Origin of the sequence: Pseudarthrobacter naphthalenicus, assembly GCF_029076445.1 — a bacterium.
In the GTDB taxonomy this organism is placed as follows: Bacteria; Actinomycetota; Actinomycetes; order Actinomycetales; family Micrococcaceae; genus Arthrobacter; species Arthrobacter naphthalenicus.
The window spans coordinates 96,207-109,163 of sequence record NZ_JARESG010000001.1 but is presented as its reverse complement, the minus strand read 5'-3'; the positions used below and the strand labels follow the sequence as shown (position 1 = coordinate 109,163).

The 12,957-nt window shown below is 66.6% G+C and carries 15 protein-coding genes; 7 read left to right on the top strand and 8 right to left on the bottom strand.

Annotated elements, in window-relative coordinates:
• Positions 1 to 6 precede the first annotated feature (6 nt).
• The 5 genes from PY310_RS00525 to PY310_RS00505 all read left to right on the top strand — a co-directional run bounded on the left by PY310_RS00525 (position 7) and on the right by PY310_RS00505 (position 3,414).
• The gene (locus PY310_RS00525; protein ID WP_275212198.1) at positions 7 to 810 is read left to right on the top strand and encodes a thymidylate synthase; all 804 of its coding nucleotides are present in this window, start codon (positions 7 to 9) and stop codon (positions 808 to 810) included.
• The gene (locus PY310_RS00520; protein ID WP_275212196.1) at positions 807 to 1,391 is read left to right on the top strand and encodes a dihydrofolate reductase; all 585 of its coding nucleotides are present in this window, start codon (positions 807 to 809) and stop codon (positions 1,389 to 1,391) included. The genes PY310_RS00525 and PY310_RS00520 overlap by 4 nt, the downstream gene beginning before the upstream one ends.
• A 1-nt stretch (position 1,392) precedes the next feature.
• Entirely contained in the window at positions 1,393 to 1,611 is a 219-nt protein-coding gene (locus PY310_RS00515; protein WP_275212194.1) for an NF038396 family protein, read from the top strand.
• 116 nt (positions 1,612 to 1,727) lie between these two features.
• Complete coding sequence (gene asd / locus PY310_RS00510; protein ID WP_275212192.1) at positions 1,728 to 2,870, top strand: aspartate-semialdehyde dehydrogenase; 1,143 nt, start codon at positions 1,728 to 1,730, stop codon at positions 2,868 to 2,870.
• Positions 2,871 to 3,078: 208 nt separating this feature from the next.
• Entirely contained in the window at positions 3,079 to 3,414 is a 336-nt protein-coding gene (locus PY310_RS00505; RefSeq protein WP_275212191.1) for a hypothetical protein, read from the top strand.
• 73 nt (positions 3,415 to 3,487) lie between these two features.
• Here the strand turns inward: PY310_RS00505 and PY310_RS00500 are convergent, their stop codons facing one another.
• The 4 genes from PY310_RS00500 to PY310_RS00485 all read right to left on the bottom strand — a co-directional run bounded on the left by PY310_RS00500 (position 3,488) and on the right by PY310_RS00485 (position 6,667).
• Positions 3,488 to 4,585 carry a winged helix DNA-binding domain-containing protein gene (locus PY310_RS00500; protein WP_275212190.1) on the bottom strand — a complete coding sequence of 366 codons (1,098 nt, stop codon included), beginning with the start codon at positions 4,583 to 4,585 and terminating at the stop codon, positions 3,488 to 3,490.
• Positions 4,586 to 4,648: 63 nt separating this feature from the next.
• Positions 4,649 to 5,716: a UDP-N-acetylmuramate dehydrogenase gene (locus PY310_RS00495; protein ID WP_275212189.1), complete on the bottom strand. Its 1,068-nt coding sequence runs from the start codon at positions 5,714 to 5,716 to the stop codon at positions 4,649 to 4,651.
• Positions 5,717 to 5,759: 43 nt separating this feature from the next.
• A complete protein-coding gene (locus tag PY310_RS00490; protein WP_275212188.1) occupies positions 5,760 to 6,197 on the bottom strand; it encodes a MaoC family dehydratase in 438 nt (145 codons plus the stop codon).
• 2 nt (positions 6,198 to 6,199) lie between these two features.
• Positions 6,200 to 6,667, bottom strand: a complete 468-nt coding sequence (locus PY310_RS00485; protein ID WP_275212187.1) for an FAS1-like dehydratase domain-containing protein — start codon at positions 6,665 to 6,667, stop codon at positions 6,200 to 6,202.
• Positions 6,668 to 6,780: 113 nt separating this feature from the next.
• On the opposite strand from PY310_RS00485, the gene PY310_RS00480 reads away from it, so the two are divergent.
• Together PY310_RS00480 and PY310_RS00475 are read left to right on the top strand one after the other, a co-directional pair.
• Positions 6,781 to 7,161 (top strand): ArsR/SmtB family transcription factor, encoded by a 381-nt coding sequence (locus tag PY310_RS00480; protein ID WP_275212186.1) that lies wholly within the window; start codon positions 6,781 to 6,783, stop codon positions 7,159 to 7,161.
• A complete protein-coding gene (locus PY310_RS00475) occupies positions 7,158 to 8,834 on the top strand; it encodes a SulP family inorganic anion transporter (RefSeq protein ID WP_275212185.1) in 1,677 nt (558 codons plus the stop codon). Before PY310_RS00480 ends, PY310_RS00475 begins: the two co-directional genes overlap by 4 nt.
• Here PY310_RS00475 and PY310_RS00470 read toward each other — a convergent pair.
• The 4 genes from PY310_RS00470 to PY310_RS00455 all read right to left on the bottom strand — a co-directional run bounded on the left by PY310_RS00470 (position 8,824) and on the right by PY310_RS00455 (position 12,878).
• Positions 8,824 to 9,048, bottom strand: a complete 225-nt coding sequence (locus PY310_RS00470; RefSeq protein WP_275212183.1) for a DUF3188 domain-containing protein — start codon at positions 9,046 to 9,048, stop codon at positions 8,824 to 8,826. The genes PY310_RS00475 and PY310_RS00470 overlap by 11 nt on opposite strands.
• Positions 9,049 to 9,152: 104 nt before the next feature.
• Positions 9,153 to 10,016 carry an HpcH/HpaI aldolase/citrate lyase family protein gene (locus tag PY310_RS00465; protein WP_275212182.1) on the bottom strand — a complete coding sequence of 288 codons (864 nt, stop codon included), beginning with the start codon at positions 10,014 to 10,016 and terminating at the stop codon, positions 9,153 to 9,155.
• A 155-nt stretch (positions 10,017 to 10,171) separates the two neighbouring features.
• A complete protein-coding gene (locus PY310_RS00460; protein WP_275212181.1) occupies positions 10,172 to 11,113 on the bottom strand; it encodes an aldo/keto reductase in 942 nt (313 codons plus the stop codon).
• 46 nt (positions 11,114 to 11,159) lie between these two features.
• Entirely contained in the window at positions 11,160 to 12,878 is a 1,719-nt protein-coding gene (locus PY310_RS00455; protein WP_275212180.1) for a glycoside hydrolase family 13 protein, read from the bottom strand.
• Between the last annotated feature and the right edge of the window lie 79 nt (positions 12,879 to 12,957).

Genomic DNA, 12,957 nt, shown 5'->3' with positions numbered 1-12,957 from the left:
TTAGCCGTGAGCATCCCGACGCCCTATGAAGACCTCCTCCGTGACGTCCTGGCCCATGGCACCCACAAATCGGACCGGACGGGCACCGGAACCACCAGCGTTTTTGGCCGCCAAATCCGCTTCGACCTCAGCCAAAGCTTCCCGCTGATCACCACCAAGCGGGTACATTTCAAGTCCGTCGCGGTGGAACTCCTGTGGTTCCTGCGCGGCGAGTCGAACGTGAAGTGGATGCAGGACCAGGGTGTGACCATTTGGAACGAATGGGCCGACGCCGAGGGCGAACTTGGCCCCGTGTACGGAGTCCAGTGGCGCAGCTGGCCCACCCCTGACGGCGGACACATCGATCAGATCGCCGAACTGGTGGAGAACCTGAAATCCAACCCGGATTCGCGCCGGCACATCGTCTCCGCCTGGAATGTCTCCGAGCTCAAGGACATGGCGCTGCCGCCGTGCCACGCGTTCTTCCAGTTCTACGTGGCGGACGGCAAACTGTCCTGCCAGCTGTACCAGCGCTCCGCTGACATGTTCCTGGGTGTGCCCTTCAACATTGCCTCCTACGCACTGCTGACCTGCATGGTTGCGCAGCAGGTTGGCCTGGAACCTGGCGAGTTTGTCTGGACCGGCGGTGACGTCCACATCTATGAGAACCACATGGACCAGGTTTTGAAGCAGTTGGACCGTGACCCGTATGAGTACCCGCAGCTGAAGATCACCCGGAAGCCGGCGTCGATCTTCGACTACACCCTGGACGATTTCGAAGTGGTGGGCTACCGGCACCACCCCACAATCAAGGCCCCGATCGCCGTATGAGCACCGAGAACACAGCAGACCCGCAGGCCTTCACCGAGGAGCTGGCCGGTACCGTCACCGGCGTCGGCCTCGTCTGGGCCCAGACCTCCGGCGGCGTGATAGGCAAGGACGGCGACATGCCGTGGAACCTGCCCGAAGATATGAAGCATTTCACCCGGCTCACCACCGGGCATCCGGTGATCATGGGCCGCAAGACATGGCTGTCCTTCCCGGACAAGTACCGCCCGCTGCCCGGCCGCACGAACATTGTGATCACCCGGCAGAAGACCTGGGGCGAATCACCTGAGGCGGAGGGCGCCGTCGTGGTTCCCTCCCTGGATGATGCGCTCCTGGAGTCGCAGTTCGTCGACGGCGGCGAGACAGTCTGGATCCTGGGCGGCGGCGAAGTGTTCCGCCAGTCCACCGAACTCGCCAACGTCGCCGTGGTCACCACCATCGATATGGAGGCCACCGGCGACACCTACGCTCCCGAGCTCGACGAGACGTGGGAGGCGGCCGCCTCCGTCCCGCCGGACGGGTGGCTCACGGCAGCGAACGGGACGCGGTACAGGTTTACCAAATGGGTTAGGACGCAGGGCTGAGATGTTGAAAAAACCGGAAACACTGTTTGTGCTGGGCTACATGCTCCTGCCGCTGCTCGCGCTGCTCTCCGCCATTGTTGGCCTGACCATGATCCTGGGCGGCAACAAGATCGCCGGGGCCATTGTGCTGGTTGTGGTGACGCAGGTCTTCACATTCGGCGCCTTCTTTGCGCTGCGGGCGCGGAAGGCTGCCGTGCTTGAGGAGTCCAACCGGGGGTAGCGGCAAGAACGGCGTTCCGCCCGAACCAGGAGCGGGCCAAGGTCCCGGTGCGCGGCTACCGGCGTCCGTGACGTAACCGACTGCGCGGTGCCGGTCCCGAAGTCTAAACTGTACGAATGACTACAGCAGCTACCCCCTCCGTCGGCCTGGTCGGATGGCGCGGCATGGTCGGCTCCGTCCTCATGCAGCGCATGCAGGACGAGGGCGACTTCGCCAACATCAACCCGGTGTTCTTCTCCACGTCCAACGCGGGAGGTGCCGCCCCCTCACTGGCTGGAACAGCAGAAGGCAGCGCCGGCAAGCTTGAGGACGCGTACGACGTCGACGCGCTGGCCAAGCTGCCCATTATCGTCACCGCCCAGGGCGGCGACTACACCAAGCGCGTGCACACCGAACTGCGCGGCCGCGGCTGGGACGGCCTCTGGATCGACGCCGCCTCCACCCTGCGCATGAACGACGACTCCATCATCGTTCTGGACCCGATCAACCGCGACGTCATCGACAAGGGCCTGGTCAACGGCACCAAGGACTTCATCGGCGGCAACTGCACCGTCTCCTGCATGCTCATGGGCCTGGGCGGGCTGTTCAAGAACGGCCTGGTCGAATGGGGCACCTCGATGACCTACCAGGCAGCCTCCGGCGGCGGCGCCCGGCACATGCGTGAGCTGCTCAGCCAGTTCGGCACGCTCAACGCCGAGGTCAGCTCGGAACTGGACGACCCGGCGTCGGCCATCCTCGAAATAGACCGCAAAGTCCTGGCCCACCAGCGCACCGACATCGACGCCACCCAGTTCGGCGTGCCGCTGGCCGGCTCCCTGATCCCCTGGATCGACGCGGACCTGGGCAATGGACAGTCCAAGGAAGAGTGGAAGGCCGGGGTTGAGACCAACAAGATCCTGGGCACTTCCGATGAGAACCGGATCATCATGGACGGACTCTGCATCCGGATCGGTGCCATGCGCTCCCACTCCCAGGCCCTGACCCTCAAGCTCCGCGAAGACCTGTCCGTGGCCGAGATCGAAACGCTCCTCGCCAATGACAACGAGTGGGCCAAGGTCATCCCGAACACCAAGGAAGACTCCATGGCCGGCCTGACCCCCGTGGCCGCCTCCGGCACCCTGGACATCCCCGTGGGCCGCATCCGCAAGATGGAGATGGGCCCGGAATACATCAGCGCGTTCACCGTGGGCGACCAGCTCCTGTGGGGTGCCGCCGAGCCGCTGCGCCGCATGCTCAACATCGCCACCGGGAACCTGTAACGCCCCACCGGCTCACCAGCGGCCCTGACCCGCAGGAACGGTGCTACCCGGCACCGCTCATGCGGGTAAGGGCCGCTTTCCTGCTCCAACAGATCACGCGTCAATTAAGGTCGAGGTTCGTTGAACGTCCCGCGTTTTCGCTCGTGAAGGCAGTTAGGCTGGTGCTTTCACAGCCTAACTAGGCTGCTGGACAGCGGAGGGGGAACGCATGAACCAGAACCAGTCTGGACTAGTTGGATTTCACGAAGTGGACGGGGATGGCAACCCGCTGGCGGCAGCGGACGAGGGACCAGTTGAAGGTGTTGTCAGATCCAGCCTGAAGTTGAACCCGTTCATCGGGGTGCTGTGGCTGGTGGTCACAGTGCTGGTTGTCGGTGGAGTCGCAGTCCTTTTGAACGCTCCTTTGTCTGTTTCAATGACTGACCGCGTCAGCATGGCTTACTTCCTGTTTTCATTTGCCGAGCCGGGTGTATTCGTCGGACTCTTGACCTTCATGGGCCTCATGTTCTGGCATGCCTGGCAGTGGCAGCACCGGCGCGGCTAGCCCGGAGAGGTGCGCCTCGGCTGCGTTGTTATGGTGACGTCCGTGCGGCGGCGGGCTCCCGGCCGTTCCGGCGTCAGGTGTTGAGGAAGGTGAGGTAACGTTCGGCGGCCTTGGCCAACGCCAGCTCCGCAGCGGCACCGAGCGGCGCGCTTTCGTCGAAGAGTTCAGGCACGACGGCGGCGCTTCTGCCCGTGCCGGCCATAGCCCAGGTGCCGATCACTTCTCCCCCGGCCACGATGGTCTTCTTGAACACGCCGTTGCCGCCGGGGACGATCGCGTCGGCGTGCTCCGGCGCCAGGACCAGGCTCCGGTCCTGGTAACCGAGGAGGAACTCATCAAAGCCGGGCAGCAGGAGCACGGACCGTTGGCCGGGCACGCCGTCGTCGAGCAGTGACGCGGTCTTCGGCGACATCCAGTAGGTGGCCCCGGCGAACTCAAGGTCCACCAGCTGACCTCCGACCTGTTCCAACGCCGCCCGCACCTCCGGGAGGGGAAGCTGCGTCCACCAGGCAAAATCACGGACAGTGGCGGGCCCGTGACTGTGGAAATAGCGCAGTACGAACTCGGCGATGGCCTCCTGCCGCTCGAGCGTCCGCGAAACCGGTATCCACTCATCGAACGCCACCAGGAGTTGCTGGTTTCCCGCGAGCGGGCCCTGGACCAGCCATGCGTGACGGCACAGCGACCCCAGGATGTGGTAACCCCGCTGGCCTGTGGTGGGCTGCCCTGCGGCCTCAAGGATGGCAAAGAGTTCGTTGCGGCTGACTGAACCGCCGCCGGCCAAATGCTCCAACGCCACATCGCGGCACTTCTCGATGTCCGCCCACGTGATGTCCAATTCCCGGTGCCTGCCGGCGACCACGCGGTGAAGACGTTCCGCGGTGAGGTCCAGCATCCACCGCAGATCCTCCGGGGCCACCAGGTGCAGCGTGCCGCGCATCGGCCAGGACCGGACAATACTCCCGGCGTCGAGGGCGGCCCGAACATCAGAGAGCCCGGCGCCGGGCACCCGGAGGCCGATGGCGAGCAGCGACGCCTGCAGGTCCTGCGCCTGGGTGGCGGTCATCCAGCGGACAGCCTCCGCTACCGACCCCAGCCCGGGCCCAAGCAGACCCTGCGAGGCCAGCCGGAGCCTGCCCATGACCTTGCGGCTTACCCGGTTCGCTGCCATGCCCTCATCCTAAATGCCGCCGGCTATGGGCTGGAGTCCGGCTGGCCGCCGGCTGCTCCGGGATTAGAGCGTCAGCCCGATCAGCAGCGGTTCGGGGTGCAGTTCAATGCCAAAGCGTTCGACGACGCCGCCCCGCACCTCGCGTGCGATCGCCAGCATGTCCTTGGCGCTGGCTGAGCCGCGGTTGGTGATGGCCAGGGTGTGCTTCGTGGACAACGCGGCCCGGCCGCCCGAGGCACTGTCCGGTTCCAGGCCGTAGCCCTTTCCGAATCCCGCCTGGTCGATCAGCCAGGCCGCGGAGAGCTTGACCATCCCGTCAACACCGGCAGGATACTGCGGCGCCGAGTCAGGCAGGGTGGCGGCCACGTCAACGGGAACGACCGGGTTGGTGAAGAAGGAACCGGTGGAATAGGTGTCCCGGTCCCCAGGGTCCAGCACCATGCCCTTGGAGGCGCGCAGTCGCAGCACTTCACGCCGGACATCATTGGAGTAGGCCCGCTTGCCGGGTTCAACGCCCAGGGATCGGGCCAGTTCGGCGTAGCGGATGGGCGCACTCATCCGGCCAATGGGCAGCTGGAACTCAACGGTCAGCACCACGTAGCGCGGTGAGCCGTCCACGGTGGTCTGCTTCAGAAGGGAATCGCGGTAGCCAAACTTCAGCTCCGAGTTGGTGAAGGTCTGCACCGCATTCCGGGTCCGGTCCCACGTGCGGACCGCGGCGATGGTCTGCGAAACGTCCGAGCCGTAGGCGCCAACGTTCTGCACGGGCGTGGCCCCGGTGGCGCCGGGGATTCCGGAGAGCGCCTCGATCCCGGACCAGGCGTGCAGGACAGCGTGCTGCACCAGGGCGTCCCAGTTGTGCCCCGCCTGCACCACCACGGCCACACCGCCGCAGGAGTCCTCGGCGTTGACAGCGAACCCCTCCGAGGCGATCTTTACCACGGTGCCGGGGAACCCGTCGTCGGAAATCAGCAGGTTGGAGCCGCCCCCGATGATCAGGAGCGGCTCCCCCGCGGCGTCGGCGGTGCGGACTGCGTCGATGATCTCGGCCTCGGTCCGGGCTTCAACATATTTGCCGGCAGGGCCCCCGACGGCGGCCGTGGTCAGGTGGGAGAGCAGAATGGAAGTCACGCGTCCACACTATCGGGAATTCCGGCGAACCCCCGGGGTACGGTCAGGACAGCCGAACGACGGCCTGGGCCTTCATCAGGACTTTCTGCCCCGCGGAAACGACGGTGAGGTCCACGCGCGCGGTTCCCGCATCGGCGTCGAGCTTTCCAATGGCGCCGCTCACCTCGATGGTGGCACCGGGCTCGTCGGTGCCCGTGGTGTCGGTGACCAGGACCGGTTTGGTGAAGCGGGTCTGGAAGTCCACGACGGCGGCAGGGTCACCTGCCCAGTCGGTCACCAGCTGCACTGCGGCCCCCATGGTGAACATACCGTGGGCGATGACGCCGGGCAGTTCCACTCCGGTGGCGAAGGCTTCGTTCCAGTGGATGGGGTTGAAGTCGCCGGACGCGCCGGCGTACTTGACGAGGTCCGTGCGGGTGACGGCGATAGTGCGGCTGCCGATGTCCTGGCCGGCGCTGAGTTCGTGGAAGCTGGGGCTCATGGTTATTGTCCCTCTCCGCGGACCAGGATGGATGAAGTGGTGGTGGCGACGGCTTCGCGCGGCTCGGCTCCACCATCCGTCAGCGCGAAGATTTCCGCGCGGGTGGTGATCATGGCGCCGCCGCCCATGGCGCGCACGCCGTCCACGTGCAGTTCCGCCACCAGCCTGTCCCCGGCGAAAATCGGGCGGTGGTGGATGAAGCGCTGGTCGGCGTGGACCACGCGGGTGAAGTCGATGCCGGCGTCCGGGTCCTCGATCAGCTGTGCGTCGGCGCGCTGCGCGATGATGATGGCGAAGGTGGGGGGCGCCACCAGGTCGGTGTGGCCGAGGGCCTTGGCGGCCTCGACGTCGAAGTGGGCTGGGTGCGTTGCCTTGACGGCCCGGGCGAACTCGCGGATTTTCTCGCGGCCGACGTCGTACACCTCTGCGGCAGGGTAGCTGCGGCCCTGCAGGTCCGGATTGATAGTCATGGCCTCAAGCCTATCGTTCCCCTGCATCCCGGCGAGGTCTTGCGCCCCCCTGATATGATGGATTCATCATTCCATCAAGTGGCCTCTTGCAGGGTCACAGAGGAGAACTGCCCATGTTGTCTCCCGCCCAGGCTCCGCTGTACGAGATCAAGGCCAACCTGTTCAAGGCGCTGGCCCACCCTGCCAGAATCCGCATTTTGGAGCTCCTCGCCGCCGCGCCGGAAAACACCGCCGCGGTGAGCTACCTCCTGAGTGAAACCGGGCTGGAGGCCTCCCACCTGTCCCAGCACCTGGCCACGCTGCGCAGGCACAAGGTGGTGACGTCGGTACGGAGCGCCAATGCGGTGACCTACAGGCTGGCGCACCCGGGTGTTTCGCAACTGCTGGCCATCGCCCGCACGTTCCTGCTGGACGGCCTCGCCGACTCCAACGAACAACTCCGGCTGGCACAGCAACTGCCCGGCGGCCACCTCTCCTCCGAGTCGGCCTCGTGAGCACCGACCTGCGCCGGAGTGCAACCGGGCTCGCCCGCTTCCTGCCGTCCAGGGCGGACTATGCCGGTCTCCGGCAGTCATGGCGGACTGACGTATTCGCCGGGATCACCGTGGGGATCGTGGCGCTCCCCCTGGCCCTGGCCTTCGGAGTCAGCTCCGGGGTGGGTGCTGAAGCAGGACTGATCACGGCGATCGTGGCCGGGCTGGTGGCCGCCGTCATGGGCGGCTCCCACGTCCAGGTCTCGGGACCGACCGGGGCCATGGTGGTGGTCCTGGCGCCGGTGGTGGCAGTCCACGGCACCGGGAGTGTGGCCCTGCTGTCCCTGATGGCCGGGGTCATGGTCTGCCTGCTCGGCATCAGCGGCCTCGGGAAAGCCGTGGCCTTCATCCCCTGGCCGGTGGTGGAAGGCTTCACGCTGGGCATCGCCGCCATCATCTTCCTCCAGCAGGTGCCCCTGGCCACCGGAACCGCCGGGACTCCGGGTCACAACACCCTGCTGGCGGCCATCGAGGCCGCATCCCGGGCTGAAGCACCCACCGTCCTGCTGACCCTCGCACTCGTGGCGGGAGTCGCCGTCGTAATGGTGCTGGTGCAGAAATACTTCCGGGCCCTGCCGGCAAGCCTGCTCGCGGTGCTCCTGGCGACGGCGGCTGCCGAACTTCTGCGGCTGGACGTGCCCCGGATCGGTGCGCTGCCGCACTCCCTGCCCTCCCCCTCACTGCCGGCCATGGACCCGGCATCCCTCGGTGCCTTGGCGATGCCCGCCGTCGCCATCGCTGCCCTTGCCGCGATTGAATCTTTGCTCTCGGCCCGCGTCGCCGGCGGGATGGCCGGTCCGGACGGGACGCCGAGCGGGGCCTACATCCCGGACCGCGAACTGACCGGCCAGGGCCTGGCCTCCATCGCTGCCGGACTGTTCGGCGGGATGCCGGCCACCGGGGCCATCGCCCGGACCGCCGTGAATGTGCGCTCAGGGGCGAAGACGCGCCTGTCCGCCGCGGTCCATGCCGTGGTCCTGCTGGGCATTGTCTACCTGGCTGCCGGGCTGGTGGGCAGCATCCCGCTCGCGGCCCTGGGCGGCGTGCTGATGGTCACGGCAACGCGGATGGTGTCCCAACGCACGGTGGCCGCGATCCTGCGCTCCACCCGCTCGGATGCGGCCGTCTTCGTCCTGACGGCAATCATCACCGTGGCGTTCGACCTGATCGTGGCGATCCAGATCGGGCTGGCCGCGGCGGCACTTTTCACGCTGCGGAAGTTCGCGTCCCTCAGCAGTGTGCAGCGTGAGGACATTGCCGGGCCACCCGCTGCAGGGGATGAACACATTGCCGTCTTCCGGCTGGACGGGGCCATGTTCTTCGGCGCCGCGGAGCGCATTCTTCAGGAAATCAGCCAGGTCAGGGACGTGCAGGTGGCCATCATCAGGCTCTCCCAGCTACGGATGCTCGACGCAACCGGTGCGCACGCCCTCGTGGAAGTCATCTCCGCCCTGGAACTGCGCGGCATCACGGTGTTGCTGAAGGGCGTCCGGCCGGATCATCTTGCCCTGGTGACAAATGTTGGCGTGATCCGTTCCCTGCGCCACCACAAGCACCTGTTCGAGGACTTGCCGGCCGCCGTGGAACACGCCCGCAGCCATGTCCTTCGGAACGCAGCGGCAGCTACCGCTTAAGGTTCTTGCGGATCGTCTGGCCGCGCACCACAATTCCCACGATGTGCAGGACCAGCCCGGCACCGATGACCGGCAGCGAGGCTGTGGCCAGGCCCTGGTTTCCGGACGTGTTGCCGATCAGGTTCAGGATGATTCCGACGCCGATCAGCCCCATGGCACAGAAGACGGTGACCTTGTAGGCGGTGGGCGCGGTGTTCCAGAATTCGTTCAGCACCGTGCCAGTCTACCGAGCGTGGGGACAGACCCAGGATGCAGTGAGGCCCGCTCCACGTTCCGCCGCGGGCGCGGAAGGACGTGGCGCGGGCCTCACGCAACTCGTCACAGCGCGGGCTGAACGCCAAACGCCACGGCGAGCTTCATGATCTTTTCGGCGCGGCCCAGGCGGGGCAGGTCCGAGCCGTCGCGGATGACCCGGCCGTTGGCCTCGAAGTCGTTCATGAAGTCCGTGGCCCAGGCAACGTCGGACGGTGTGGGGCTGATGACCTCGTTGATCACCGGGGTCTGGTCGATGGCCAGGCACAGCTTGCCGGTCATGCCCATCATCACCGTGATGCCGGTCTGCTCGCGCAGGATGGGGTGGTTGGTGCCGACGGTGGGACCGTCGATGGGGCCCGGCAGGTTACCCACGCGGCTGGCCACGACCAGCTTGGCACGGGGGTAGGCCATGGCCTCGGCGGTGGCCGCCATGCCGGTGTCACGGCGGAAGTCACCGGAGCCGAAGGCGAGGCGGAATGCTCCCTGGGCCTTGGCGATGTTGTTGGCTTCCTCGATGCCCACGGCGGATTCCACCAGCGGAATGACGGGGATCTTGCCGTCCATCCGGTGGAAGCTTTCGGTCACCTGGTCAGCGGACTCGGTCTTGGCGAGCATCACGCCGAGCAGGCCGGGGGTGCCGCGCAGTCCGGCGAGGTCGTCGGCCCAGAACGGGCTGGTGGCGTCATTGATGCGGACCCAGGCCTTCCCGCCGCCGGTCAGCCAGTCAATGACGTGCCCGCGCGCCTGGTCCTTCTGCGAGGGGTCCACCGCGTCTTCAATGTCCAGGATGATCGAGTCGGCGCGGGAGACAGCCGACTGGTCGAACAGTTCGGGCTTCATGGCATTGACCAGGAGCCACGAACGGGCGATCTCTGCGGGGATGTTGCGTTCGGGCCGGATGGTCTCGGCGGCGATGGTAGACGTCATGCTTCTACCGTATCCGGCCGGGCCCCGCGAGCGCTAAGCAGGACCGGCCCGTGTGATGACCAATACGAACAATAGCGTCCCGGCCGTTGAAATGTAGGTAGCGCTAACTGTCGTTATGGACCTTCAAAACGACAGTTAGCGCTACCTAGTTGGGGTTAGGGGAGGTTGGTTCCCCGGGCTGCGATCCACAGCCCGTACCAGTCGGCCCGGGTCATGGCCTGCGCCACGCGGGCAGCGTCGGCGCAGGCGGCGATCCGGGCAGGATTCACGGTGCCGATAACGGGCGCGATCCCGGCCGGATGCTTCATCAGCCAGCCCAGGAGGACGGACTCCCCCGTGGTGGCGTAGGTGCCGGCCAGCTCCCGGATGAGGACCGCCGTGGAAGTCTCGGCCGACGTCGGGTCTTCCGCTGCCGCGCCCGTGTACAGCCCCCGCGCCAGCGCGCCGTACGCCTGGAGCGTTACCCCGTTGCCGGCGCAGTACTCCAGGGTGCCGTGCGGAAAGCTGTAATCCAGCGAGTCCGGATGGTTGACCAGGACCTGGCTCTCCAGCCAGGCCCGCTTGAGCAGGCTCATCTCGAGCTGGTTGGCCACCACGGGCACGTCCAGCCGGTCCTGCAGTGCCCGTATCTGCGCGCCGGACATGTTGGACACGCCCACCTGCCGGACTTTGCCTTCGGCGAGCAACTGCCCGACGGCGGCAGCCACCTCCCCGAGGTCCGTCAGCGGGTCGGGGCGGTGCAGCAGCAGGACGTCCACGTACTCCGTCTGCAGCCGCTTCAGGCTGCCGCGCACCCGCTCCAGGATGGCGTCCCGGCTGAGGTCATAGTGCGTGGCCAGCCCGCGTTCATTGAGCCGGATCCCGCATTTGGTCTGCAGCCGGATCCGGTCGCGGAGCCCCGCGTCCGACGCCAGGACCTCACCGAACACGGCCTCGGACTTGCCGCCGCGGTAAATGTCCGCATGGTCGAACAGGGTGATCCCCGCGGCCAGGGCGGCCCCGACGGCGGCAGCGGCCTCGTCCACATGGCTGGCGCCGTGCGGCTCGTCGGACCAGCTGCCGCCCAGGCCCATGCAGCCGTAAATGAGCTCCTGCATCAGGCGGCGCCCCTGCCCCGCACCGCTGCCGGATCCGGAACCGGCATCAGCGCAGCCACACGGTGGTGTTGCCCGGCAGTTTGCCGTCCTCCAGCGGGGAACTGCTGACCAGGACGTTGCCGGCGGGAAGCTCGACGGCGGTGTCCCCGAAGTTGGTCACGGACTGCCAGCCGCTGGGCCGGCTGAAGTGCAGGACGTCGGGATTACCGGTGTCCAGCCATTCCAGTTCTTCCGCCGACTGCAGTTCCCGGCGGAGCTTCAGCGCCCTGCGGTACAGCTCCAGCGTGGAATTCTCCGTGCCGTCCTGCGCCTCGACGGCGTACCGGCTGAACCAGTCCGGCTGCGGCAGGTGCGCGCCGTCCTCGCCGAAGCCGAACGAGGTCCCCTCAACCGTCCACGGCAGCGGAACCCGGCAGCCGTCGCGGCCCACCTCCACACCCTTGTTCCGGAAGAACGTGGGGTCCTGGCGTTCGGAATCCGGGATCTCCGCCACTTCCTGCAGGCCGAGCTCCTCGCCCTGGTACAGGTAGGCGGAGCCGGGCACGGCAAGCATCAGCAGGGTCGCAGCCCGCGCGCGCCGCTCGCCGAGCTCCGTGTCCAGCTGGTCCTTGGGGCCGCCGGCCAACAGCCAGGCCTTCCCGTCCTGAGTGGCCATCTCTTTACCTTCGGGGCCCTTTGCCGGCTTGGGCAGCCCGTAGCGGGTGGCATGCCGGACCACGTCGTGGTTGGAGAAAACCCAGGTGGAGGACGCCCCGCTCTCCTTGGCCTCGGCCAGGTTGCGGGTGATGATTTCGCGGAATTCCTCGGCGTCGAAGTCGGCCTGGAGGAGGTCGAAGTTGAACGCCTGGCCCAGGCCCTGCGGGCTGGCGTAGCGGGCGCGGCGGGTGGCGTGGACCCAGGCCTCGGCGACGGCGGTGCGGGGCGGATTGTATTCGTTGAACACTTCGCGCCATTCGGCGTAGATGTCGTGAACGTCGTCGCGGTCCCAGAACGGATGGGAACCGTCTTCGAAGCCGTCCTCCAGCTGGCCTTCACGGGTCAGTTCCAGCTTGGACAGCAGCGGCTCGGTCAGGTCCTTGGTGAGCGCATGGGCCACGTCCACGCGGAAGCCGTCCACACCGCGGTCGGACCAGAAGCGCAGCGTCTTCAGGAAGTCGTCGCGGACCTCGCGGTTGGACCAGTTCAGGTCCGGCTGTTCCTTGGCGAAGATGTGCATGTACCACTGGCCGGGCGTGCCGTCGGGTTCGGTGATGCGCTCCCAGGCGGGTCCGCCAAAGACCGAGTCCCAGTCCGACGGCGGCAGCTCACCGTTCTCGCCGAGGCCGTCGCGGAAGATGTAGCGGTCGCGGGCGGCGGACCCCTTCGGGGAGGCCAGCGCCTCGCGGAACCATTCGTGCCGGTTGGACGAGTGGTTGGGGACGATATCGGCGATCAGTTTGATGCCTGCGCTGTGCAGGGCCTTGGCCATCTCATCAAAGTCCGCCAGGGTGCCGAGCTTGGGATCAACGTCGCGGTAGTCGTCCACGTCATAGCCGCCGTCCGCCAGTGCTGACGGGTAGAACGGGCTGAGCCATACGGCGTCGATGCCCAAGGCTTTCAAGTACGGGACCTTGGCGGTAATGCCCTTGATGTCCCCCAGGCCGTCACCGTTGGAATCAGAAAAGCTGCGCGGGTAGATCTGGTACACGGCGGCTTGGCGCCACCAGTTGGGATCGGCCGGAAGGTCAGATTCGGACAGGGTTGCCAGCGTGGCAGTGGTGGGCAAGGGGATGATCCTTTTCATCTTGGGGTGATGGTTCCGGGTAGGGTGGGTACAATTTAGATAGTTACTAAATATACTCCCT